At 57.4% G+C, this 22,974-nt stretch carries 24 protein-coding genes; 14 read left to right on the top strand and 10 right to left on the bottom strand.

The genetic code is table 11. From position 1 onward, the window contains the following. Positions 1–70: 70 nt before the first annotated feature. From BQ8290_RS00445 to BQ8290_RS00420, 6 genes are all read right to left on the bottom strand, one after another. On the bottom strand, positions 71–688 hold the full coding sequence (locus BQ8290_RS00445) for a hypothetical protein (RefSeq protein ID WP_108786675.1): 618 nt from the start codon (positions 686–688) through the stop codon (positions 71–73). 205 nt (positions 689–893) lie between these two features. Beyond that, positions 894–2,021: a CCA tRNA nucleotidyltransferase gene (locus BQ8290_RS00440; RefSeq protein ID WP_108791661.1), complete on the bottom strand. Its 1,128-nt coding sequence runs from the start codon at positions 2,019–2,021 to the stop codon at positions 894–896. Between the two features lie 139 nt (positions 2,022–2,160). Further along, positions 2,161–2,766 (bottom strand): CoA pyrophosphatase, encoded by a 606-nt coding sequence (locus BQ8290_RS00435; protein ID WP_108786673.1) that lies wholly within the window; start codon positions 2,764–2,766, stop codon positions 2,161–2,163. A gap of 13 nt (positions 2,767–2,779) precedes the next feature. Next, the gene (locus tag BQ8290_RS00430; RefSeq protein WP_108786671.1) at positions 2,780–3,340 is read right to left on the bottom strand and encodes a DUF1285 domain-containing protein; all 561 of its coding nucleotides are present in this window, start codon (positions 3,338–3,340) and stop codon (positions 2,780–2,782) included. A gap of 109 nt (positions 3,341–3,449) precedes the next feature. Continuing rightward, on the bottom strand, positions 3,450–4,001 hold the full coding sequence (locus BQ8290_RS00425) for a GNAT family N-acetyltransferase (protein ID WP_108786669.1): 552 nt from the start codon (positions 3,999–4,001) through the stop codon (positions 3,450–3,452). A gap of 49 nt (positions 4,002–4,050) precedes the next feature. Next, complete coding sequence (locus BQ8290_RS00420) at positions 4,051–5,274, bottom strand: PQQ-dependent sugar dehydrogenase (protein ID WP_108786667.1); 1,224 nt, start codon at positions 5,272–5,274, stop codon at positions 4,051–4,053. On the opposite strand from BQ8290_RS00420, the gene BQ8290_RS00415 reads away from it, so the two are divergent. From BQ8290_RS00415 to BQ8290_RS00405, 3 genes are all read left to right on the top strand, one after another. Then, a complete protein-coding gene (locus tag BQ8290_RS00415) occupies positions 5,273–5,917 on the top strand; it encodes a ribonuclease HII (RefSeq protein ID WP_337660868.1) in 645 nt (214 codons plus the stop codon). The genes BQ8290_RS00420 and BQ8290_RS00415 overlap by 2 nt on opposite strands. A gap of 89 nt (positions 5,918–6,006) precedes the next feature. Then, the gene (locus BQ8290_RS00410) at positions 6,007–6,930 is read left to right on the top strand and encodes a calcium/sodium antiporter (RefSeq protein ID WP_108786665.1); all 924 of its coding nucleotides are present in this window, start codon (positions 6,007–6,009) and stop codon (positions 6,928–6,930) included. 218 nt (positions 6,931–7,148) lie between these two features. Continuing rightward, positions 7,149–8,282, top strand: coding sequence for a site-specific DNA-methyltransferase (locus tag BQ8290_RS00405; RefSeq protein WP_443112330.1), 1,134 nt, complete (start codon positions 7,149–7,151; stop codon positions 8,280–8,282). 36 nt (positions 8,283–8,318) lie between these two features. Here BQ8290_RS00405 and BQ8290_RS00400 read toward each other — a convergent pair whose 3' ends face one another. Together BQ8290_RS00400 and BQ8290_RS00395 are read right to left on the bottom strand one after the other, a co-directional pair. Then, the gene (locus tag BQ8290_RS00400; RefSeq protein ID WP_108786661.1) at positions 8,319–9,092 is read right to left on the bottom strand and encodes a glucose 1-dehydrogenase; all 774 of its coding nucleotides are present in this window, start codon (positions 9,090–9,092) and stop codon (positions 8,319–8,321) included. Positions 9,093–9,183: 91 nt separating this feature from the next. Next, positions 9,184–9,921: a hypothetical protein gene (locus tag BQ8290_RS00395; RefSeq protein WP_108786659.1), complete on the bottom strand. Its 738-nt coding sequence runs from the start codon at positions 9,919–9,921 to the stop codon at positions 9,184–9,186. Between the two features lie 294 nt (positions 9,922–10,215). Here BQ8290_RS00395 and folP point away from each other — a divergent pair, with 294 nt between their 5' ends. Then, on the top strand, positions 10,216–11,352 hold the full coding sequence (gene folP / locus BQ8290_RS00390) for a dihydropteroate synthase (RefSeq protein WP_108786657.1): 1,137 nt from the start codon (positions 10,216–10,218) through the stop codon (positions 11,350–11,352). A gap of 81 nt (positions 11,353–11,433) precedes the next feature. Then, entirely contained in the window at positions 11,434–12,624 is a 1,191-nt protein-coding gene (locus BQ8290_RS00385; RefSeq protein WP_108786655.1) for an alkaline phosphatase D family protein, read from the top strand. 13 nt (positions 12,625–12,637) lie between these two features. Here the strand turns inward: BQ8290_RS00385 and BQ8290_RS00380 are convergent, their stop codons facing one another. Together BQ8290_RS00380 and BQ8290_RS00375 are read right to left on the bottom strand one after the other, a co-directional pair. Beyond that, entirely contained in the window at positions 12,638–13,417 is a 780-nt protein-coding gene (locus BQ8290_RS00380; protein WP_108786653.1) for an SDR family oxidoreductase, read from the bottom strand. A 120-nt stretch (positions 13,418–13,537) separates the two neighbouring features. Beyond that, positions 13,538–14,995 (bottom strand): sigma 54-interacting transcriptional regulator, encoded by a 1,458-nt coding sequence (locus BQ8290_RS00375; RefSeq protein ID WP_108786651.1) that lies wholly within the window; start codon positions 14,993–14,995, stop codon positions 13,538–13,540. Positions 14,996–15,297: 302 nt separating this feature from the next. Here BQ8290_RS00375 and BQ8290_RS15040 point away from each other — a divergent pair, with 302 nt between their 5' ends. The 9 genes from BQ8290_RS15040 (at position 15,298) to BQ8290_RS00335 (ending at position 22,801) form a co-directional block, all read left to right on the top strand. Further along, positions 15,298–15,420, top strand: coding sequence for a hypothetical protein (locus BQ8290_RS15040; RefSeq protein ID WP_337660867.1), 123 nt, complete (start codon positions 15,298–15,300; stop codon positions 15,418–15,420). Between the two features lie 15 nt (positions 15,421–15,435). Further along, the gene (locus tag BQ8290_RS00370) at positions 15,436–16,578 is read left to right on the top strand and encodes an NAD(P) transhydrogenase subunit alpha (RefSeq protein WP_108786649.1); all 1,143 of its coding nucleotides are present in this window, start codon (positions 15,436–15,438) and stop codon (positions 16,576–16,578) included. Between the two features lie 3 nt (positions 16,579–16,581). After that, the gene (locus BQ8290_RS00365; protein WP_108786647.1) at positions 16,582–16,863 is read left to right on the top strand and encodes a proton-translocating transhydrogenase family protein; all 282 of its coding nucleotides are present in this window, start codon (positions 16,582–16,584) and stop codon (positions 16,861–16,863) included. A 3-nt stretch (positions 16,864–16,866) separates the two neighbouring features. Then, positions 16,867–18,324, top strand: coding sequence for an NAD(P)(+) transhydrogenase (Re/Si-specific) subunit beta (locus tag BQ8290_RS00360; RefSeq protein WP_108786645.1), 1,458 nt, complete (start codon positions 16,867–16,869; stop codon positions 18,322–18,324). A gap of 12 nt (positions 18,325–18,336) precedes the next feature. Next, positions 18,337–18,702: a hypothetical protein gene (locus tag BQ8290_RS00355; RefSeq protein WP_108786643.1), complete on the top strand. Its 366-nt coding sequence runs from the start codon at positions 18,337–18,339 to the stop codon at positions 18,700–18,702. A gap of 58 nt (positions 18,703–18,760) precedes the next feature. Continuing rightward, positions 18,761–19,963: a parallel beta-helix domain-containing protein gene (locus BQ8290_RS00350; RefSeq protein WP_108786641.1), complete on the top strand. Its 1,203-nt coding sequence runs from the start codon at positions 18,761–18,763 to the stop codon at positions 19,961–19,963. Beyond that, on the top strand, positions 19,960–20,985 hold the full coding sequence (locus BQ8290_RS00345; RefSeq protein ID WP_337660866.1) for an SO2930 family diheme c-type cytochrome: 1,026 nt from the start codon (positions 19,960–19,962) through the stop codon (positions 20,983–20,985). The genes BQ8290_RS00350 and BQ8290_RS00345 overlap by 4 nt, the downstream gene beginning before the upstream one ends. Next, positions 20,982–21,971: an alpha/beta fold hydrolase gene (locus tag BQ8290_RS00340; protein WP_108786639.1), complete on the top strand. Its 990-nt coding sequence runs from the start codon at positions 20,982–20,984 to the stop codon at positions 21,969–21,971. The genes BQ8290_RS00345 and BQ8290_RS00340 overlap by 4 nt, the downstream gene beginning before the upstream one ends. Positions 21,972–22,096: 125 nt before the next feature. Beyond that, a complete protein-coding gene (locus BQ8290_RS00335) occupies positions 22,097–22,801 on the top strand; it encodes an amino acid racemase (protein WP_108786637.1) in 705 nt (234 codons plus the stop codon). Positions 22,802–22,974 lie beyond the last annotated feature (173 nt).

Genomic DNA, 22,974 nt, shown 5'->3' with positions numbered 1-22,974 from the left:
AAAAGCCGCGGCGACCGATGAAGGTCTCCGCGGCTTTTTTACAATCGGCCAAAATATGACCGGTTAAGACTTATTCGCCAGCGGCATCCGCGGCGGCGTCTTCTGCGGCAGCAGCAGCCATTTCGGCTTCTTTCGCTGCGGCTTGTGCCGGGGTTAGGATTTCGGCGCCTTCGGGAACTTCAACCGTGTTTGCGGCCAATTGTTCGGCCGAATACAACGCCATCAACGCGCCCGATGGGCTGACTGCGAAGCTTTCGCGGGTCAATGTGATGATGCCGGCTTCGCTTTGCACGATGACGGTGTTTTCGGTGTCGACGGTAAAGACAGTGCCGGCTGGTGTGCCTTCGGCGCTAACCACGGCTGCGCCTTCGACCAAGGCCGCATCGCGCGCGGCGTTTGCAGCAGCAACTTGCGCATCCATCATTCCGTTGATTTGCGCCTGAGTAGCGTTGACCGACCATTGGCCGTCGCGTTGCGCCAAAAGGTTCGCAGGAAGAGGCGCGCTGTGTTTGCCAGTGTCGACCGTTACGACGCCGCCTTCATTTGCGGTGACGGTGCCGATTGGCGCGTCATCATTGCCCATCACGGTTGCGCCGACATCCTGTGCGCTGGCCGCAAATGGGGATAGTGCGACCGCCGCAGCGATCAGAGTTGGCTTTGCAAACTTGCCAAAATTCCCAGTCATCATTGTAAAATATTCTCCAGTGTTGGTTTCGTCTTAGGGGGATGCACAAGGCGCATGGATAGATATCCAATGGCCAAAGCGTGCACCGGTTCCCGGTTGATGAACGCGCGATCGATAAGGCGGTTTTGCCAAACCATCGGGTGCATTGCGGTGTATCGGTTGAAGGGGGTGAAGGCGCGCTTAACGCGGGCCAGCAATAGTGAAGATCTTAGGGCATTTCCTCCGCTAAGATTGCGTCCACGCGGGATTTGTCGGGGAATCCTTCGGCGACCCATCGACGTTCCACCGCGCGCAGAATTCGCGCCACATCGGGGCCCGCTTGGACCCCGCGTTTCACGATTTCTCCGCCTTTTATCGGGAATTGCGGCGGTTCCCAATCGGCAATGGTGCGGGCTTCTTCTCCCAAAAGCAGCAAGCGATCGACTGCGAAGTCCACACCGATGCGATAGGCCAAAGCTTGGGCGGTGCCGGCCTGATCGGTGAGTCTTTCCGCCGCGCAAGTCAATCGCGCGCGCTGAGCCCGCGAAAGGCGCAACCGAACCGCGACAGAGCCGCTGACATCGGGTGAGGGCGGCAACAACGCTGCCAACCGGCGCAAGGGTTCGGCTGCGAAGCCTTGGTCTGTTTCGTGACCGATCAATTGCGCCAATGCTTTCACATGCGGAGCGCGGCATTCTGGCAAGATGACACCCAAAACTCCGGCTTCGCGCATGCGCGCAACGGTGTCGTGGGGATTGGGAAGCGACAAAATGCCGATCATTTCGCTGGCGATGCGCTCGCGGCTCAACCCCTTCAATGTGCTGGCGAGGTCGGCGCATGCCTCCTCTGCCTCCGCATCGAGATCGGTGCCAAAGCGCGCTTGGAACCGGTAATATCGCAGGATCCGCAAATGGTCTTCGGCGATGCGTTGACGGGCATCACCGATAAATCGCAATCGCCGCGCCTTCAAATCGTCGATCCCGCCGAAATAATCGGAAATTTCCAACGTTTCGGGATGGGCGTACAACGCGTTGATCGTGAAATCACGGCGCGCGGCATCGTCTTCCCATCGATCGGCAAAGGCCACCGTGGCGCGTCGGCCATCGGTGGATACGTCGCGGCGCAATGTTGTCACCTCGACCGGGCCATCATCCAATATGGCCGTGACAGTGCCGTGTTCGATCCCCGTTGGAACCGTTCGAATGCCGGCTTTCTTGCACAGTTCCACCACGATATCGGGCGTGTGTAGGGTGGCGCAATCGACGTCATGGACCGGCATTCCGATTAATGTGTCGCGCACTGCACCGCCGACCCACCGGATGGAATCCACGCCCAATGCCGCCGTGATTGCGCGCATACCATCGCGATGCGGCCAGTCGGCTTGGGATAAAGATTGCAAGGGTTGGGTCACAGCCAATGCGCTAACCAAAAAAGCGAGGGGATAACAAGCCCCTCAACCGAGCCAATTTGAACGGATGCGGCGGTTTGTCGCGACTTTAGCCTGTCTTCAGCCGTTCTGGTGGGATGCGCAACGCCAAATTCGCGATGATCGCGGCGGTGACGCCCCATATTCTAAACCCGTCATAATGCATATCGAGATAGCTCCGCATTGAGCCACGCCAAAACGTCTCATTCTCGATCCAATTGTCGCGCTCCAACAAAAGCGAAAGCGGCGGATCGAACCACGCCTCCACCTCGGCGGGGTTGGGTTTTAAGTCCAAATTGGGCGGGACGACCGCCAAAACCGGGGTCACGTCAAATCCGGTGCCGGTGGAAAATAGGTCGCTGGTCCCGACCACTTGAACAACCTCGCGCGGCAAAGCCAATTCTTCCTCTGCCTCGCGCAGGGCGGCGGTTATGGCGTCTTCGCCGGGATCCAATTTGCCGCCAGGAAACGCGACTTGCCCTGGATGGCTGCGCATGCCGGTTGGTCGCTGGGTTAGGATCACGGTCGGTTCGGGTTGATCGGTAACCGCGATTAAGACGGCGGCGGGCGTTTGTTCCCCGGCTACGACGAATTCCGCATCCGATTTTAGGCCCGTCACCGGGTGAGCATGCCCTTCTTCGAATAAGGTGCTTAGGCGGTTGAACAAGGCGCTCATCGCGGCACAACCATCACGACGACAGCGAGAAGATCGCGCCTTGGCTGGTCACGATCAGGCCGCTGTCCAAATCATCGCCGCTCATTTCAAGAGCAAGGTCGACCAATTGGGCATAGGTGGATCGGTTAAGCCGCGCCTCGCATCGACCGCGCACATGCAAATAGATCGCCGGAGTGTCGGGATCACCCGCCACTCTTAGAGCGTTGTCGGGCCCGGCCACCACCAATTCATCGGTGTTCAGGCGAAAGGCGATTTCGCCTTCGGTGTGGACGCAATCCACCGCGATAAACGCGGCGTCATCCACCTCAATCGACAATTTCTCAAACGGTGTGACCAACCAATGTTGACCCGCTTCGTCGCGGGTCAAAAGCCCGGAAAACGCGCGCACCATTGCGGGACGACGGATCAACCCACCTTCGTGATACCATGCGCCATCTTTATCGATGCGCATGTGGCTTTCCCCGATCTGCGTCGGGGCCCAACCTTCGACCGGCGGCAATTTGCGTTGCGCCACTTGTTCGGCAATTTGCGCCAAGGTGAGTTCGGCAAGGTAGGGTGGCGGTTCGTACGGCATAGATCAGATACGCGATGCCAGACCCGACGGTTTCGTCAAAGAAGAAACTCAATGCGATCGATGGGATGCGCGGGTACGGCGCAATCGCGAAGCCAACATCTGCGACGCTTTATCCTTGCCAAGGACCCAACATGCCTTCCGATGGCATGGCCGATAAAGCGGCGCCGCGGGCCAACAAACGTTCCGGTTCAAAGGGGCCGGGGCAATGCCATCCGCCGGTTGCCGCCGCGGTAAAGCCCCAACGCCCGTAATAATCGGCATCGCCAATCAAAACCTGCGCAAAAGACGGTGACCCATCGCTCGCCAGACGCGCTTCTGCGTCCAGCATCGCCATCATCAACCCTTGGCCAAACCCTTCGTTTTGACGTTCGGGAACCACCGCGACCGGGCCGACCATAACCAAAGGTACAGGGCGCCCTTCGCGGTCGGTTAGAGCGATAGGATAACATTGAATTGTGCCGACCAGCATCTCTTCTGCGTCGAGCACGGCGAAACTCAACGCATCGAGGCATTCCATTCCCATGCGCATGCGATAGGCGGTGCGCGCATGGCGATCCGGTCCGAACGCACGATCAAGCAACGCCTCAACCATAGAGGGTTCAACCGCAGAAAGCGGAATGATGGTGGCGGTTTCGGCTTCGGAAGATGTGTCGGCAGTCATGGATTGGGGCGGTTAAGCGCTTTTGCGCGTTACGCCAACCAAAACTCCACTACATCGTGATCCGCAGGACCCGGCCGTCTTCACCGTCTTCGGCAACCCAGATTGCGCCATCCGGCCCCTGTTCGACCGAACGCAGGCGTCCGCCGACCTCATATCGGGCCACTTCGCGGGCAGCATCGCCATCAATTTCCACCCGAACCAAAGCGCGGCTGGATAGTCCCGCGATCAACGCATCGCCTTGCCAATCGCCGAACATCTCTCCGGTGTAGAAAATCATATCGCCCGGCGCGATGACCGGGGTCCATGTGATGGCGGGTTTGGTGAAGCCATCATCATCGGTGTGATCGGGGATTGGATCGCCGTTGTAATTTTCGCCGTACGACCGCGTGGGCCAACCGTAATTGGCCTCTTTTTGCACCAAATTGAGTTCGTCACCGCCGGCAGGGCCGTGTTCCACATCCCACAAGCGCCCCTGAGCGTCCCAATCCATGCCCAAAATGTTGCGGTGACCATAGGACCATATTTGCGGGGTTACGCCGTCGCGATCGGCAAATGGATTGCCATCGGCCACAGTCCCATCAAGGTTCAAACGAACAATCGAACCCAGCGTGTTGGTCAAATCTTGGGCGGGCGTTTGCTTTTGCCGATCACCGCTGGCGACGAACATATATTGTTCATCGGGTGAAAACGCGATGCGGTGGGAATAATGGCCGCGCCCGGAAACCTTGGGCGCTTGACGCCAGATCACCTCTAAATCGTTGATGGCGCATTCGTCATCCGCTTCGATGCACACCAATGTGCCGCGACCCACAACCGCGCCGCGCGCGCCGGAATCGTCCGCCGACGTCCCCATCTCCGCCCAGCTTAAATAGATCGTCCGCCCGTCATCGCGATCCGCCTCTGATGGCAGAAACGCGACATCGCCCAAGCCGCCCTGTCCGCCAAAGGCGACCTCTGGAACGCCATCAACCGTGATGATTTCACCTGTGTTGGTTTGCATCAATTTGAGCGTGCCGCTCTTTTCCGTGATGGCCAACGTGTTGGTCCCCGGAATGAATTCGATCGCCCATGGACGGTCAAATTCGCCCATCTCATCAACAATCAGCAATGACTGATCGGCGCCGGCCGAAGCGGTTTCCCCCGTTTCTGCGGTCGCGCAACTTGCGAGGGCGATAGCGGGGAGAGACAAAGCGATTGGCAACGCAGATACGCGTTGCGACACGGCGCGAGCGGCAAGAGCCAATGCGGATGGCGTTTGGGGAAGAATGTGCATGACTCAGGTAACTCCTGACATTGAGAATAGTGCCCAACAGGGGCGCTTTGATCCCGCCAACACCGTGATTGGCGTTGACGAAGCGGGCCGCGGGCCGTTGGCGGGTCCGGTGGTCGCCGCTGCGGTTGTGCTGGGCCAAGAGATACCGGCAGGTTTGAACGATTCCAAGAAACTTTCGGCCAAACGGCGTGCGGTGCTCGATGAACAAATCCGCGCGACATGCGGGTGGGCCGTTGCGGTAGTCGATCCGGATGAGATTGACCGCATCAATATATTTCAGGCGACGATGGTCGCCATGACCCGATGCGTGCGCGATTTGGCCGCGCAGATGCCTCATGCGCTGACGATGGTGTTGATCGATGGCAATCAAACACCCGAACGCCGATGCGAAGAATGGCAGTGGCCCGCCCGCGCAATTGTTGGCGGGGATGGCATTGAACCCGCGATCAGCGCGGCGTCTATCATCGCCAAGGAATGGCGCGATCGCATAATGATCGAAGCCGCCGCCGCGCACCCGCATTATGGCTGGGAACGGAACAAGGGTTACGGCACCAAACAGCATATGGAGGCGTTGCGCGTTCACGGCCCAACACCGCTGCACCGGCAAAGTTTTGCCCCCGTTGCTCAGGCAACCTTGATTTAGCGCGGCCGAATTGATTGGAAATCCGTTTTATTGCGGTTTCGGCGCGACCCGGCCTTTTGCCCGACGGCACGGTCGCGTAGACGCGGCGCATGATTGAAGCGATTCTGTTGAGTTTGGGCGGCCTTATCGGCCTTGCCGTGGGTGGCGAATTGTTGGTGCGCGGGGCGGTGGGTATTGCCCAAAAATTGGGCGTCTCGACCCTATTTACCGGTCTTGTGATCGTTGGCTTTGCCACGTCGATGCCCGAAATGGTGGCAAGCGTTCAGGCCAGCTTGGCCGGCTCTCCTGAAATCGCGTGGGGCAATATTGTTGGATCCAACTTGGCCAACACTTTGTTGATTTTGGGTGTCTCGGCTCTGGTCGCGCCGATCATCCTTTCGGGCAGCGGTCGCCGCGATGCGGTGGTGGCTTTGGCCGCGACTGTGCTGCTTTGGGGGCTGGTTCTGGCGCAAGTTGGATCCGTTTGGATTGGGGTTGCTCTGTTGGCTGGCATCTTGATCTACATTGTGTGGCGGTACCGCAATCCGGGCGCCACGGGCGAAGACGACGACATGGAAGAGGCCCCATCCAACGGTTGGATCGCCAGCGCTTTGTTTGTTGTTGGCTTGGCCATTCTGGTCGCGGGCGGTGATGCGTTGGTGTCGGGCGCGATCACATTGGCGACCATATTCGAAGTGCCCGAAACGGTCATTGGCTTGACGGTTGTAGCTGTGGGCACGTCCTTGCCCGAACTCGCGGCCTCCATCGCGGCGGCGCTGCGCGGGAAATCGGCGCTGGCGTTGGGCAATGTGGTTGGATCCAACATTTACAACATCCTGTTGATTGGCGGCGCAACCATGACCATCGCACCGTTTGCCTTGCCGTTGGAATTGGCAGGCCTTCAGATGGCGTTGTTAACCGCCAGCGCGGCCGGATTGCTCGCTCTTATGTGGTTCGCGAACGGCATCGGACGGGCTTTGGGTGCTTTGTTGGTCGCTGGCTTTGCCGCCAATGTGGTGTTGGTGTTCGCCTGAGTCCTGAACGCAACACCACCCCATCTGGAGTCCGCCCGATTCCTACGGACTCTATATCTTGTGCCGGTCACTCTTTGTTCTCAACCCCGGCCCGCCTGCTTACCAATCGTTAACCATAACAATCCAGAATCTGCGTGCTTGACGTGGAGTCCGCGAGGACTCATGCCCTGTGGATAACTTTGGCAATCAATACGGTTTGGGTAAGAATTATGGGCGTGATGGAAACAACAAAGGTGCGGGCAAAGCGGTCTGTAAAGGCACGCGCCGAGGACGTTCGCGCTCTATTGCCAACCGGCCAAATCCTGTCGGGCGATTGCATCGAGGCAATGCGTTCGCTGCCCGACAATTCGATCGATTGTGTGTTCGCGGATCCTCCGTACAACCTGCAATTGGGGGGCGATTTGAACCGGCCCGATGGCAGTGAAGTCGATGCGGTGACCGATCACTGGGACCAATTTGACAGCTTCAAAGCCTATGACGATTTCACGCGTGCATGGCTGATCGAAGCGCGCCGCGTGCTTAAACCCGACGGCGCATTGTGGGTCATCGGCAGCTATCACAATATCTTCCGCGTGGGCGCGATCTTGCAAGATATCGGCTTTTGGATTTTGAACGACGTCGTGTGGCGCAAAACCAACCCGATGCCGAATTTCAAAGGGACCCGTTTCACCAACGCCCATGAAACGATGATCTGGGCCAGCATGGGTGAAAAGGCCAAATATCAATTCAATTACCGCGCCATGAAAACGCTCAACGACGAACTGCAAATGCGCAGCGATTGGGTTTTGCCGATCTGTTCGGGCGGAGAACGTTTGAAAGAAGACGGCAAGAAAGCGCATCCGACCCAAAAACCAGAGGCGCTGCTTTACCGCGTGCTGCTTGCCACCACAGAGAAAGGCGACGTTGTGCTCGACCCGTTCTTTGGCACGGGCACGACCGGCGCAGTCGCGAAACGTTTGGGTCGCGAATGGATCGGTTGCGAACGCGAAGATTTCTATCGCGGTGTTGCGATGAAACGGATCGCCAAAGAATTGCCCTTGGATGAAAGCGCGTTGACCACGATGCAGTCCAAGAAATCCGAACCGCGTGTTGCCTTTGGCGCGGTGGTGGAAACCGGCCTCATTCCCGCTGGTAGCGAAGTGTTTGACAAAAAACGCCGCTGGGTCGCGACTGTTCGTGCCGACGGCTCGCTAGACTGCAAAGGGCAAGTGGGATCGATCCACGGTCTGGGCAAAGAATTGCAAGGCGCGCCATCGTGCAACGGTTGGACGTTCTGGCATTATGAGGTTGATGGTGAAGTGAAAGTCGTCGACGCAGCGCGCGCGCTTTACCGGCTCGCCAACGAAGATTGATCGCAAAGGTCGATTGCGGCCTGCGCCGTTTCTGCTTCACCGGCCCCCGGTCACATACAGGCATTGTCCAGTTACCCAACTTGACGCGGGTGAGGCCATATAGACAACGGCCGCCGCAATATCCTCCGGGTCGCCGTACCGGCCCATGGGGATGCCGATATGTTTGAGCAATTGCGTGCGTTTTTCATCCGTGTCGGTCCCCATGCAATCGTCGAAATTCTCGGTGGGGATGGGGCCGGGCGCCACGGCGTTCACGCGCACATTGGGTGCGGCTTCGACCGATAGAGTGCTGGTCAAACTGTTCACGGCCGCTTTCGACGCGCCATAGGGGCCGTTTTTGACCTGAGGGCCAAAGGCGGATCGCGAAGAGATGTTGATGATCGCGCCGCCTTCTTGCGCCATGCTTTGCACAGCGATGTTCGATCCCATCCAGACCGCTTTTAAATTGAGCGAGATTTGCGCATCGAAATGCTCTTCGGATGTGCGGGTTAGATAGCGCGGTTGGCCATCGGGGATACCCCCGGCGTTGTTGACCCAAATGCTGACTTTGCCGAGTTCTTTGACTGTTTGATCCGCAAGGTTCTGCAACGCGTCGAAATTGGTCGCGTCGGTGGCGATGGGCAGGGCTCTGCGGCCCAAGGCGCGGATTTCTTGCGCGACCGCATCAAGGTCGCTTTGCGTACGGGATGCAACCGCCACATCGGCGCCCGCCTCGGCCAATCCGATGGCAATCGCCCGGCCAATGCCCTTGCCTGCGCCCGTTACAACGGCGACTTCCCCGTCGAGCCGAAACTTGTCCAAAATACCCATGTCCCACTCCTGCCTATGCATTGACCAATTTCCCGCAATCATAGGCGAGGCGCGCGATCGGGGTACTGATCGATAAGCTAGGATCGTAGGTTTATCGGCATGCGAATTCTATGTCCTCAAATGGATAAGGAAGCGGTCGCAAGCAGGAGGAATGCAAACTCCAACCCGTCATCGTGTACATGTATTCTCCGAGATTGAATCCCGCGCCATTTGTTGGCGACCAGCGTTTCACCATGCTGTAGCCTTGTGGGCCAACTCGCTCGAATATCCATCTGCTACCATCAAAGCCGAATCCACAATAATCTGCCGGCTCTTCAAACAGGCCTTCCTCATCCAACAGTCGCTTTAACTCCGAGGATTGTTTTGACGACAGTTCAATCCTTTTTGAGCTCGCAATTGAGTCAGGTTCGTCACCGCCATATCTGCTCATGCGTTTGGCAATAAGAATGTACTTGTCGGCTGACTTATGCACGCGAATGAAAACGGAGGCATTGAAACTAGGTAAGTAGGTAAAACGGAGTGCGAAGTCTGGTGACGCGTCGTTTTCCGAGAGAAGGAAGAAAGAAGGTTCGCGTGCGGCCATCCATTCTCTAGGATACCATTCGCCCTCATATTCTCCGATCAGCGGACGAGGGGGAGAACTATCGCCGCAACTTTCGGTACTCGGTTCTCCGTATGATTTTGGAAAGTATCCCGACGCAAACAACTCCGTTGACCGTTGAGTATTCCCTTCAAACTGGGCTTCATACTCGTCATCAAATTGGGAGGGCTGGATGCATCCAGAGGTCAGCAAAACAATGGCGAACAACGAAAGTTTAGGCGGCAACATTGATGCAGTCTAGCGGTGGGGACGCGCGTCCACAATTGGGCAAAAGAGGTCACGCATCAAAGCTGCATTGTCCAAACGAACTAATCGCATCGGATGGCCCCAACGCCGTCACCATACCTATCCTTGTGAACATTTTTCGCAGGCACACTGTCCTACACCGCATCGTCACGCTAGAACGTTTTGGATGACGCAAACCCGCAGAAAACAGCCAGAAAGTTTGGCCCTTGGACCGTGTAACATGCGGTCCATGTCTCCCAAGGTGCCTCAATATCCCATAGGCTTTGGAGGCGCACGATGACCGCTTCGGTCTATGTCCAACCCATCGGATTGTCCTCCGGTCCGCAATCGGAATCGCATGGCGATGGGCCGGGCGCGATCCGTCTGGCAGGCAGCATGGTCTATGCCAGCCGCTTTGCATTGGTGGTGCGCGAAGATGGCAAGGTCGCGCATCGACGCGTTTTTGGCCTAGGTGAAGTGACAGAGGCGCTGGGCGAGCCAGAGGGGCGCTGGGGTGCTGCTTTGGCGTCGGAGGCGGAGCGGCAATGGACGAACCTGCAATTGGTGCATGCGCCGTTGCAATTGGGGGAGCGGACAATCCGGCTCGATCAACCGCAAGTTATGGGCGTTCTAAACGTTACCCCCGACAGCTTTAGCGACGGCGGTGAGTTTCTGGAAAAACCCGATATTGGCCGGGCCCATGCCGCCGCCATGTTGGAAGCGGGCGCGGCGATTATCGACATTGGTGGCGAAAGCACGCGTCCCGGTGGTGCGGCCACTTGGGAAGGCGATGAGATTGATCGGGTCATGCCCGCGGTTGAATACTGTGCAGGCATGGGCGCCGCGATCAGCGTGGACACCCGCCGGGCCGGCGTTTTGGAAGCCGCTATCGCAAACGGTGCGCATCTCGCCAACGATGTGTCGGCGTTGCGGTACGATCCCCGGATGACGCAATTGGTCGCAAACAGCGGATGCCCGGTCGTGTTGATGCATGCGCCGGGAACAGGCGAAGACCTGCACGAAGGCGAAGGCTACGCCAATGTCGTCACCGACGTTTTCGACATGTTGAAGGAGCAACGCGCGCGCGCCATTGCGGGCGGGATTGCCGAAGAACGCATCATGCTCGACCCCGGCATCGGCTTTGGCAAATCGCTGGCCGACAATTTGGCGTTGATCAACGCTTTGCCGTTGTTCCACGCGCTTGGGTCGCCGCTATTGTTGGGGGTTAGTCGCAAACGCATGATCGGCGCACTGTCCAACGAAGAGCCTGCGCATCAACGGTTGGGCGGGTCGGTTGCCTTGGCCGTTCGGGGAATGGAGGCCGGCGTCCACCTGATCAGAGCGCATGACGTGGCCGACACTATCCAAGCGCGCAATGTATGGCGCGGCCTGCGCGATGCGGCGCTCACGGATTTCAGCCAATTGCCGGATTAGCCCCTGCGCGTTTAAGACAGCCATCATAGAGTCACACGCGCTGTGCATGCGAAGCGCGAACAGATCATCAGGAGACACCCAATGCGTCCAATCTCATTCCTCGCAATCGCCGCGGCCACCGCTGGCCTTTCCGCCGCGCCGTTGTTGGCGGATGGTCATGCCGAATCCGCTGCGACGGATGCTCCGGTTGAGGTCTCGTTGACCGCGGATGAACTGCTCGCGCCATTCTATGCTCAATTGGAACAAAGCATCGAATTGCCGGTCGCTGGTTCGAATCCATCGCTTTCTGGTGACACGACTTTGACGCGGATCGCCTTTGGCAGCTGCAATCACCAATCGCGTTCGCAACACATGTGGGCGCAGATCGCGGCGCAGAACCCGCAGATGTTCCTGTTCATTGGGGACAACAATTACGGGGATCAATTCTGGAAGGGTGATGCCGCGCTAACCACTCTGCGCGCGGCCTATCAAAAGCAAGCCGAGACCCCTGAGCTCGTCGACTTTCGCGCCAACATCCCGATGATGGTGACGTGGGACGATCACGATTTCGGCTTCAATGATGGCGGTGCGAACTTTGCCTTTCGCAGTTGGTCTGAGATGATTTTTGAGACATTCTGGAATTCGACCGACGAAGTCCGATCGCGCCCTGGCATCTATGAAAGCCGCATGTTCGGCGCGGATGGTCAACGCACCCAAATCGTGATGCTCGACACGCGCTATTTCCGGTCTGACTTTGACAGCATCCCATATTCGCCGCAGCGTCCGCCGCTTGGGCCATACGTGCCGAGTGACGATGCGACTAAAACCATACTTGGTGATGCGCAGTGGGAATGGTTGGAGCAAGAATTGGCCAAACCGGCCGACCTGCGCATCATTGTGTCGTCGATCCAAGTGTTGACCGATGCGCACAATTACGAAGCGTGGGAAAGCCTGCCGCTTGAACGTGCAAAGCTGTATGCCATGCTGGCAGGGCGCGAGGAAAGCGGGATGGTGATGTTGTCGGGCGATCGCCATGCGGGTGGCATTTACACCGATACACCCGAGGCCAGCGGTGGTGAGCAAATGTGGGAGCTGACCAGTTCCTCGCTCAACTACTCCTTTGCCTCAACCGAACAAAACACCGCGCGCGAACCCGATGACAAACGTGTCACCGACTTCATCTCAGAAGAGAATTTCGGTTTGGTCGATATTGATTGGGCATCGCGCAGCTTCACCATGTCGATGCGCGGCAGCGAAGGCGAAGAGCGGGTGACGCGCACCGTTCAATGGTGATGTGAGGGCGGCGTTAGAGGGTAAAACCGCCGTCGGACACTAAGACGTGGCCCGTGATGTTCGATCCTGCATCGGACAGCATGAACAGCATTGAATCGGCGATTTCCTCCGATGAAGCAAAGCGTCCCGACGGTGTTGTTTGCGCCATTTTCTGGATCGTGGCGTCGCGGCCAAACCGTTCAACGGCGCGGCGAAAATCGTCTCCGCTTTCCCAAATGGCGGTGTCCACGCCGCCCGGCGCAATGGCGTTGACCCGAATGTTGTCTTTGGCCCCTTCCATCGCGGCGATGCGGGCCATATGAGCGACGGCCGCTTTCGATATGCCATAGGGGCCGACACCGGGCACAGGTTTCACGCCTGTTGTGGATGCAGTGATAACCGCGCTGCCTCCATCGGAAGCCTTCATCGCGCGCATCGCGCTGCGCAATGTAAGAAAGGCACCGTCCAGATTGACGTCCATGATGCGCCGCCATTCGGACATGGTGAGATCCGATATCGGTCCGCCAGAGCCGATACCGGCATTGACGATTGCATGGTCCAATCCGGTTAGGCGCGGTTCCAAGACATCCCAAAGTGCCTCGTCGCCAACGCTGCCGATGATGGTCTCCACGTCGCATTCAAGGTTCAAGGCGGAGAGGCCTTCTTCATCGACATCGACGAGGAACAGCTTCGCCGCCCCGCGTTTTGACAACGCCCGTGCGCAAGCCGCGCCGATACCGGAGGCGGCTCCAGTGACAAGCGCGATGCGCCCTTCGAATGTGCGGTTGAAATCTTGATTTGAAATGTTGGTCATGGACCAACCCGCTAATGCGATGTGCCCCCGCTGTCGAGGCGCGTTATCGGTGAGACGGCAAAAAGAGCATTCGGCATCAAGGGGCGCGAAACATTCCGCGGTCCTAGCCCCTGCCGTTGGTTAGGCGGCGTTGTCGATCCCAAGATCGGAAAGCTTGCGGTACAGAGTCGAACGTCCAATGCCCAATCGCCGTGCTACCTCTGTCATACGACCCCGATAATGGCCGATGGCAAGGCGAATGACGTCGGCTTCGATCTCTTCAAGAGGGCGCAGATTGCCGTCATCGGTGTAAAGCATGATGCCCACACCGTCATGTGCGCTTGCTGCACCACTGGCATCCATTTCGCCCAGCAATTCAGAGAGCTGTGGGAAGCTATCGGCGGTTAGCATATCGCCTTCGCAATAGACCGCCGAACGGAACAGGACCGATTGCAATTGGCGAACATTGCCCGGCCAATCATAGGCGCTCAACAACGCCAAGGCCGTTTCCGAAACGGTCAAATGGGTTAGGCCCGGTTGCTCACCGATCCGCCCCAGAAAATGACGTGTGAGGGCAGGGATGTCGCCGGTTCGCTCTCGCAATGGGGGCAGATTCACCCGCGTCCCGCCAAGCCGCGCGGCCAATCCGCCGTCAAAAACCCCACCTGCGGACAATTGGGCAAGGCTAATATTGCTGGCCGACAGAATCCGAACATCGACCCGGAAACCATGGCTTGCGCCAACGGGGCGAATGATGCCCGTTTCCAAAGCCTCAAGCAGGCGATGCTGCACAGGAATGCTCAACCGATCGATTTCGTCGAGGATCAAGGTTCCGCCATCGCAATGTTGCAGCGCGCCGATCTGACGATCAAATGCGCCGGGAAAGGCGTTTGGCTCGTGGCCGAACAACACCGATTCGATGGAGTTCGGGGCGACGCTGGCAATGTTGATGATGCGCAACGGATCTTTCGATCGAGGCGATGCCGCGTGCATGGCCAACATCAGCATTTCTTTGCCGGTGCCGCTTTCCCCTTCGATTAGCGCGTGGCTGTGTCCGCGGGCCGCCTTGGCCGCTTGGGCCAATGCCGTGCGGAAAGTTGGAGCGGTGCCGATCATCGCATCGAAATCGAGGCTGGCCGACATCTTTTCTGTGAGCGGAGCCAATTCGTCGCGGGGCGTTTCACGCGTCGTGACGCTGCGCAATGCGTCCATTAAACGATCGGGAGAAACCGGTTTGACAAGATAGTCGCTGGCACCGGCGCGCATCGCTTCGACCGCAAGAAGCGGGGATGCGCTGGTGGTCAGCATTAAGATTGGCAGTGCGGGGCGGCGTTCCTTGAGCTCTGCGATCAAGGAGCACGCATCGTCGCCGGGGACCCATTGATCCAACAAAATGGCCGACAATTGCATACCTTCACGGGTGCCCAACATCGCGATTGCGGTTTCGGCGTCACCGGCCACCACCGTGCGCCATCCTTCGCGCGCAGCGATGGCAGAAATGAGGCGGCTTTGCGCGGGTTCGTCGTCAATCAACATGACGACGCGCGTTTCATCGCGGGCGTCATCCACCAGATCGGGCTTTGATTCCAGTTCTGACATAGTCCCAGCCATGATTTCTCCAAACCTCCGGGAAACCGTCCCAGAGTGACACGTGACTTGTGCATAAGGCTGGCGGGTAAAGACGGTGTTAAGCGTGTTGGAACGGATTTGTTGGTTGTGCTGAAATGTGTCGAATTTTTGCACGGACTCCTGTTGTTTTTGGGAGCTCTACCCCGGATCAGTGCAAAGGTGACTTGAGATAGGGCGAACGCTTCGATACGGCGTCATTTCGAAGCCGGCGCAATTTTCGGCTACCTTTAGGCAAGCACGCCGTTAAGATTATTTCGAGAGGACTTACTATCATGACAGTGCATGACATGGATAAAGCGCGTTCAACCTATGATGGTTTCATGGGAACGCTCAAATGGACGGTGCCGCTTCTTTGCGTGCTAACCTTCATCGTTATCTTGCTCATCGCCGAATAAAGGCAGACCTGTCCTGTGAAGATCGCTGTATTGAAAGAACGCGCCGCCGGGGAAACCCGCGTGGCCGCAACGCCGGAAACGGCGAAAAAATTCATGGCTCTCAAAGCCGCGGGAGACACTGCGATCGAAGTCGCCGTTGAAAGCGGCGCGGGAGAGTCGGCGGCGATTTCTGATGCGGCCTATGCCGATATCGGGGCCACAACGGGCAAACTGGCGGCGATTATGAAAGATGCCGACATTGTGCTCGGCATTCAGGCACCGGATCCAAAGCACCTAAAGGGTGCCAAGAAAGGCGCGTTGGTCGCGGCTTTGTTTGATCCGTTTCAAAACGGCGAATTGGTCGCAGCCTATGCCAAGGGTGGATTTGAGGCGCTTTCGATGGAATTCATGCCGCGCATCACTCGCGCGCAAAGCATGGATGTCCTCTCCAGCCAATCGAATCTGGCTGGATACAAGGCGGTCTTGGCTGCGGCGGACGCATACGGCCGTGCCTTCCCAATGATGATGACGGCGGCTGGCACCGTGAACGCGGCCAAGGCGTTTGTGATGGGCGTCGGCGTCGCAGGCCTCCAAGCGATTGCAACAGCACGCCGTTTGGGTGCGCAGGTATCGGCCACAGACGTGCGGTCCGCGACAAAGGAACAGATTGAAAGCCTCGGTGCGAAAGCGATCTTCGTCGAAGATGTCGCCGGTATCGAGGGCGAAGGTTCCGGCGGTTACGCGACCGAAATGAGCGATGAGTACAAAGCGGCTCAGGCAAAGCTTGTCAGTGAACATATCGCCAAACAAGACATTGTGATCACCACCGCCCTGATCCCTGGACGGGCGGCGCCGGTCCTGATCACCGACGAACAAATCGCGTCGATGAAACCGGGCAGCGTGATCTTTGACCTTGCGGTCGCGCAAGGCGGCAATGTCGAAGGGTCAAAGCCCGATGAAACCGTTGTGAAGCACGGTGTGAACATCATCGGTTTCTCGAACACACCTGCGCATTTGCCCGCCGATGCATCGGCGCTGTTTGCGCGCAACCACTTCAATTTCCTCTCTGCATTTTGGGATGCAGAAACAGGCGCGCCGGTTCTCGACGAAGAGATCGGCGATGCCATCCGCCTCACCAAAGGCGGCGATATTGTGAACGACCGGCTGAAGGGAGCCTAAGACGTGGATTTCATCAGCATTCTATCAATCTTCGTGCTGGCGTGTTTCGTCGGCTATTATGTGGTCTGGTCGGTGACCCCCGCACTCCACACGCCTTTAATGGCGGTTACCAATGCGATTTCTTCGGTGATCATCGTCGGCGCTCTTATCGCGGCGGCTGACGCGGATAGCATGACGGCGAAGTATCTCGGCCTGTTCGGTGTGGTTTTGGCCAGCGTAAACATTTTCGGAGGGTTCGCCGTGACGGAACGGATGCTCGCCATGTATAAGAAAAAGGAGAAGTAAGAGATGACCTTCTCCATTTTAGCAGCAGCCGCAGACGGCGTTTCCGGCACTGAATCGTGGGCGATGCTCGCCTATCTTGTCTCAGGCGTGTTCTTTATCCTCGCATTGCGTGGGCTTTCTAGCCCGGCGACGTCGCGCGCGGGCAATCGCAACGGTGTGATCGGTATGATCATCGCGATTGCGACGACCCTCATCACTCACAAAATCGCCAATATCGCAGAGATCGGCATCGCCATTTTCTTAGGCGGGATCATCGGCGTCACGGTGGCGCGCAAGATTGCAATGACCGCGATGCCCGAATTGGTCGCAGGTTTTCATAGCCTTGTCGGCTTGGCCGCCGTTGTGGTGGGCCTTGCGGCGTGGCTCGACCCGGCCAGTTTCGGGATCACCGATGCTGCTGGACAAATCCTTGTCGTCAGCCGGGTTGAACTTGGCCTGGGTATCGCCATCGGCGCTATCACCTTCTCCGGTTCGATTATCGCGTTCTTGAAATTGTCCGGCCGGATGAGCGGTTCGCCGATCATGCTGCCTGGGCGTCACCTTATCAATTTAGGAACTCTGACCGCGATCATCGGATTGATCGTCGCCTATGCATTGTCGAATGCGGCGGGTGCGGGTGAGGGTCAATTGATCATTTGGGTGACGGTGCTCGCCTTTATCATCGGGTTCCTTCTCATCATCCCAATCGGCGGCGCAGATATGCCGGTGGTTGTGTCGATGTTGAACTCATATTCCGGCTGGGCCGCCGCCGCGATGGGCTTTACGCTGGGCAACAGCGCGATGATCATCACCGGCGCGTTGGTCGGTTCGTCGGGCGCGATCCTGTCTTACATCATGTGCAAAGCCATGAACCGCAGCTTCATCAGCGTGATCGCAGGTGGATTTGGTGCGGATGACAGCGCCGGGGCCAGCGGCGAGCCGCGCGAACAACGTCCGTATAAGCAAGGCAGCGCGGACGACGCGGCCTATATGTTGGAACAGGCCGAGAAGGTCATCATCATCCCGGGCTATGGTATGGCCGTGGCGCAGGCTCAACACGTGCTGCGCGAAATGGCCGATACGCTGAAAGAGAAAGGCGTTGAAGTTAAATACGCCATTCACCCGGTGGCTGGGCGGATGCCGGGCCATATGAATGTCCTGTTGGCTGAGGCCAACGTACCGTATGATGAAGTGTTCGAGCTTGAGGATATCAACTCCGAATTCGCGACCGCCGACGTGGCGTTCATCATTGGCGCCAACGACGTCGTGAACCCGGCGGCAAAGACTGACAAATCATCGCCTATTTACGGCATGCCGGTGTTTGACGTGGACAAAGCAAAACAGGTTTTCTTCATCAAACGTTCGATGGGCGGGGTCGGTTATGCCGGTGTCGACAACGATGTGTTTTATATGAACCAAACCGTGATGTTGTTGTCCGACGCCAAGAAAATGGTCGAAGGCATCGTCAAAGCGTTGGATTGATCGAAAAAGAAGATGCGTTTTCTCATCATCCTTTTGATCGTGTTTGGCATCGGCGTCGGCGCGTGGTTCTTGTTGCGCGATGACGGCTTGGTTGAACAAGTGACAGAGGCGCGCGTTGAACAGGCCTTGATCGCCAATGGCGTTCCCGATTCTATGGCGCAATGCATGTCGGAACGGTTGGTCGATCGTCTCAGTATCAACCAATTGCTGAAACTGGAAAGATTGGCCCCGCAAGAAGGTGAGGCGCGCCTGCCTCAATCTATGGGCGCGGCGATGGACCGGTTGAACCGGGTCGAAGATAACGAAGCGGTGCAACAATTGGTGCGCGCAGGCAGCGGCTGCGGCATTCAAATGGGTCTCGATATCTTCGGCGGCTAATCGGCTTGCAATCTTCCCCTTCGATGGGCCACAAGGTGCATCGGAGAGGGAGAATTCCATGATCAAATTGCCAAACGTACGCCTTGCTGCGGCGGCCTTGCTGTTATCCAGCGCCGCCCCCGTTTGGGCCGAAACCCACACGATTACGCCGGGCGAAGGCGCGCAAGAACGTTTGCAAGAAGCATTGATCCTTGCCGAACCGGGCGATGAAATCGTTCTGGAGGCTGGGCGTTACGTTCTAACCGACGGCCTTAGTCTCGATGTCGATGGTGTCACCGTGCGCGGCGCGGGGATGGACGGAACGGTTCTAGATTTCACGACCCAAGCGGGATCGGGTGAAGGGCTGCTGGTCACATCAGACAACGTAACGTTGCGTGATTTCGCATTGGAAAACCCCCAAGGCGACGGGATTAAATCCAAAGGCGCAGACAACATCGTATATTACCGCGTCCGCGTGACGTGGACCAACGGACCCGATGCGGGCAACGGCGCCTATGGGATCTATCCCGTCGAAAGCACGGGCGTATTGGTTGATGGTGCCAAAGTAACAGGTGCATCGGATGCCGGTATCTATGTCGGCCAATCGAACTTGATTACCGTGCGCAATTCCATCGCAGAGGCCAATGTGGCCGGAATTGAGATTGAAAACAGCCGCAATGCATTGGTCGAACACAATATTGCCATCCGCAACACCGGCGGCATCTTGATTTTCGATCTACCCGGATTGCCTGTGATGGGCGGCGGCAATGTCATTGTGGCCAACAATCTGGTCGTCGCTAATGACACGCCGAACTTTGCCCCTCCCGGCAACATTGTCGCGGGCGTGCGGCGCGGGACCGGCATTATGGTTATGGCCAATGACAATGTGTTGATCGAAAACAATATCCTTCAACAAAACCCGACCGCGCCGATCATGGTTATCGCCTACACCCAACAAACCGATGATGAACGCTACAACCCCTTTCCGAGGGATGTGGTGGTCGCAGAGAACAATTACGGCATCGGCGGTGACGATCCTCAATTGGAAGGCGCAGAAATGCTGCTCGCTGCGTTTGGTGGGGCGTTGCCACCGGTCTTGTGGGACGGATTGGGCAGCCTGACTGCGGTTGCCGGTACGCAGGGTTGGTCTTTGAACCTAACCGAGGCGGGCGTAGGGCTGGACGGTGCATCGCCATCGCCGCTCACAGTGCCAGAGCCTGAGGCGGAATTTAACCGCGACGGTATTGGCGCTCCTGCCGAATTGGACGCGCGCATTTCGTGACACGTTCCGCATCGTTCTTGATGGTGGCCGTTTGTGCTTTGGGCGGCTCGTTTGTCGCGCAATCGACATTGGCGCAATCTGCCGCATCGCTCGCTGTCAATGATGGTGTGATCGTGACCGACGGCATGCCGCGCATGTTGGCGGATTTCGGCTTCTTCGCCGATGCCGCTGGCACGGTGCCAGTTCCTGGACTGATCTCCTATGAATTGAACACGCCATTGTGGTCGGATGGCGCGGATAAACTGCGCTATTTGTATGTACCCGAAGGGTCAATGGTTGAAAGCGACGGGGACGGCTTGCTGCAATTCCCGGTTGGCTCTGCAATCATCAAAACGTTCGCATTCGGGGAAGGGGCGGATCAACGTTACATCGAAACGCGTGTCTTATTGCATCGTGCAGATGGATGGATTGCTCTGCCATATCGTTGGAACGAGGAACAAACCGAAGCGCCTCTTGCGTTGGCGGGGGCGCGTGTATCGATTGCGACGCCCGCTGGTGACGAAATCAGTTACCGCATCCCGAACAAGAACCAGTGCAAATCATGCCACGCATTGAACGATGCCGTCATGCCAATTGGGCCCAAAGCGCGCAATTTGTCTTCGGAATTGTTGGCGCAATTGGTGTCACAAGGGCGCATGGATACGCCGCCAAAAGTTACGAGCGTTTTGCCTGTATGGGGCGCAGCCGGCGGGAATATGGCGGCGCAAGCTCGTGCCTATCTCGATGTGAATTGTGCGCATTGCCATCAACCCGGCGGCGGGGCGTCGAATTCGGGCCTCGATCTGCGATGGGAACAGGATGATGCCTTTGCCGTCGGCGTGCGTAAACCGCCAGTTGCCGCTGGGCGCGGGGCAGGGGGGCTGTTGGTCTCTATCGAGCCAGGCAATCCCGACGCATCAATTTTGGTGCACCGAATGAATTCGGCCGAACCGGGTGTGGCAATGCCCGAATTGGGTCGATCAACGATCGATCATCAGGCGGTCAGGGTGATGCGTGATTGGATTGCGGAGATGGACGAATGAAGTGGATTTTGCGCATTCTAGGTGTGATCGTAGCGGTGCTCGTCATTGCGTTCTTCGTCTTTCGCACGCCCGACACGGACGCCGCCGAAATGCGCGCCAAATATGCCGGCGCTCCGTCGCAATTTGTTGAAATTGGCAACGGGGTCACCGTGCATTTGCGCGATGAGGGCCCAACGAATGAAGATCCCGACGCGCCGACGATCCTGCTTTTGCATGGGTCCAATGCCGATTTGTCGACTTGGGAACCTTGGGCCGACGCGTTGTCAGAAACCCATCGCATTGTCCGCTTTGATCAAGTGGGACACGGCCTAACTGGCCCCGATCCAGCAGGCGATTACAGCCGGGCCAACTATGCCGATGACATCCGCGAAGTCGCCGACGCGCTCGGCCTTGATAGCTTTATCATCGGCGGCAATTCGATGGGCGGCAAACACACATTGGCCTTCGCCGTGGCGTATCCAGACCGCGTCGACGCAATGATCATTGTCGATGGCAGCGGCGGGACCGTGCCAAAACCTGCGGATGATGAGGAAAAGAACAGCGGCAATATCGGTTTCACCATTGCCCGGATTCCCGGCATCAACTTGATCGCAGAACAAATAACGCCGCGCGCCTTGATCGCGCAAAGCCTTGAACAATCGGTGTCTGTCAAAGACATCGTCACCGATGAAATGGTTGATCGCTATTGGGAAATGCTGCGTTATCCCGGCAATCGCGCAGCGACAATGGCGCGATTTTCAACCGACTATGAACCGATGACCAAAGCCGAAATCGCTGCGCTTGATATGCCCACATTGATCCTATGGGGGGAAGAGGACCGTTTGATCCCGGTTTCGGCGGCGCGTTGGCTGGACCAAGCATTGCCCAACAGCGATTTGGTTGTTTATCCAGCGATCGGCCACCTCCCGCAGGAAGAAGCGCCCGAAGCAACTATTGCTGATGTGCGGGGCTGGCTTGCCGGTTTAAACACTCAATCCGAAGAATAACGCCCGATTAAACCGGTGTTTACCATCTAACCCTTTCACAACCCGTTTCAATTCAGTGCCTATGGACGTGTGGTTCGCTTGGTCGCTACACATGATGCCGATGGATATGGATTCGAGGAACGGCTTTGCGTAAACTGGGCATGATTGGCGGTATGAGTTGGGTCTCTACCGGAATATATTACGATCGGATCAACCGGATCGTGCAACGTCGCGCGGCCCCTATGGCAAGCGCACCGTTGTTGATTGAGAGCCTCGATTTTTGTCAGCTTTACGCGATCCGTGAAGACAAAGATTGGAAACGCGCGGCCAGTATTTTGGCAGAGAGCGCCAAACGGCTCGAAGGGGCCGGGGCGCAAGCGTTGATTATAAACGCCAATTCGATGCACAAATTGTACGATGACGTCGCCGCCGCCGTCGACATCCCCATCCTGCATATCGCAGAATTTGTTGGCAAAGCGTTGAAGAAGGCGGGGCGCAAGAAAGCCGCTCTGATCGGAACTCGCAATGTGATGACCGAGAGTTTTTACCGCAAACGCTTGGTCGCGCACGGCATCGATTTGTTGCCGCCCAATATGGTCAATGTCGAAACGCTGGACCGCATCATTTACGACGAATTGATGGTGGGCAAATTCACCCGCGATGCAGAACGCACGATGAAAACGATCATCACCAACAAGGCACAAGAGGGTGCGGATTCCATTGTACTTGCCTGCACCGAATTGGATTTGATCGTGGATGTTGATGCCAATGTCTTGCCGGTGTTCGACTCTACAAGAATCCATTGTGAGGCGGCCGCCAACTGGATTCTTGAGCAAGAAGCGGCGGATTAATTACCAGTTCGACGTTCATATGAAACGCTTCGTCGGATTGACCCATCGGTAAGGGTGTACCTTGGCGATAACAATCGTAGTTGCGGGTTTGAATTTGCTAATGAACAATAACTGGCAAGTTCCGGGTCTTCGGGTCGCACCGATGACCCAAGAGCGTTAAAGCTCTTGGGGCC

This window comes from Erythrobacter sp. Alg231-14, from assembly GCF_900149685.1.
Classification (GTDB): Bacteria; Pseudomonadota; Alphaproteobacteria; order Sphingomonadales; family Sphingomonadaceae; genus Erythrobacter.
The sequence above is the reverse complement of the archived record's forward strand: the minus strand, read 5'-3'. Positions and strand labels throughout refer to the sequence as shown.

Coding starts and splice junctions, on each gene's coding strand:
- BQ8290_RS00420 (WP_108786667.1), bottom strand. CDS start 5,274: ATGCACATTCTTCCCCAAACGCCATCCGCATTGGCTCTTGCCGCTCGC.
- BQ8290_RS00385 (WP_108786655.1), top strand. CDS start 11,434: ATGCGTCCAATCTCATTCCTCGCAATCGCCGCGGCCACCGCTGGCCTT.
- BQ8290_RS00340 (WP_108786639.1), top strand. CDS start 20,982: ATGAAGTGGATTTTGCGCATTCTAGGTGTGATCGTAGCGGTGCTCGTC.
- BQ8290_RS00380 (WP_108786653.1), bottom strand. CDS start 13,417: ATGACCAACATTTCAAATCAAGATTTCAACCGCACATTCGAAGGGCGC.
- BQ8290_RS00445 (WP_108786675.1), bottom strand. CDS start 688: ATGATGACTGGGAATTTTGGCAAGTTTGCAAAGCCAACTCTGATCGCT.
- BQ8290_RS00430 (WP_108786671.1), bottom strand. CDS start 3,340: ATGCCGTACGAACCGCCACCCTACCTTGCCGAACTCACCTTGGCGCAA.
- BQ8290_RS00440 (WP_108791661.1), bottom strand. CDS start 2,021: ATGCGCGCAATCACGGCGGCATTGGGCGTGGATTCCATCCGGTGGGTC.
- folP (WP_108786657.1), top strand. CDS start 10,216: ATGACCGCTTCGGTCTATGTCCAACCCATCGGATTGTCCTCCGGTCCG.
- BQ8290_RS00360 (WP_108786645.1), top strand. CDS start 16,867: ATGACCTTCTCCATTTTAGCAGCAGCCGCAGACGGCGTTTCCGGCACT.
- BQ8290_RS00400 (WP_108786661.1), bottom strand. CDS start 9,092: ATGGGTATTTTGGACAAGTTTCGGCTCGACGGGGAAGTCGCCGTTGTA.
- BQ8290_RS00410 (WP_108786665.1), top strand. CDS start 6,007: ATGATTGAAGCGATTCTGTTGAGTTTGGGCGGCCTTATCGGCCTTGCC.
- BQ8290_RS00350 (WP_108786641.1), top strand. CDS start 18,761: ATGATCAAATTGCCAAACGTACGCCTTGCTGCGGCGGCCTTGCTGTTA.
- BQ8290_RS00425 (WP_108786669.1), bottom strand. CDS start 4,001: ATGACTGCCGACACATCTTCCGAAGCCGAAACCGCCACCATCATTCCG.
- BQ8290_RS15040 (WP_337660867.1), top strand. CDS start 15,298: ATGACAGTGCATGACATGGATAAAGCGCGTTCAACCTATGATGGTTTC.
- BQ8290_RS00405 (WP_443112330.1), top strand. CDS start 7,149: ATGGAAACAACAAAGGTGCGGGCAAAGCGGTCTGTAAAGGCACGCGCC.
- BQ8290_RS00375 (WP_108786651.1), bottom strand. CDS start 14,995: ATGTCAGAACTGGAATCAAAGCCCGATCTGGTGGATGACGCCCGCGAT.
- BQ8290_RS00415 (WP_337660868.1), top strand. CDS start 5,273: ATGACTCAGGTAACTCCTGACATTGAGAATAGTGCCCAACAGGGGCGC.
- BQ8290_RS00355 (WP_108786643.1), top strand. CDS start 18,337: ATGCGTTTTCTCATCATCCTTTTGATCGTGTTTGGCATCGGCGTCGGC.
- BQ8290_RS00435 (WP_108786673.1), bottom strand. CDS start 2,766: ATGAGCGCCTTGTTCAACCGCCTAAGCACCTTATTCGAAGAAGGGCAT.
- BQ8290_RS00395 (WP_108786659.1), bottom strand. CDS start 9,921: ATGTTGCCGCCTAAACTTTCGTTGTTCGCCATTGTTTTGCTGACCTCT.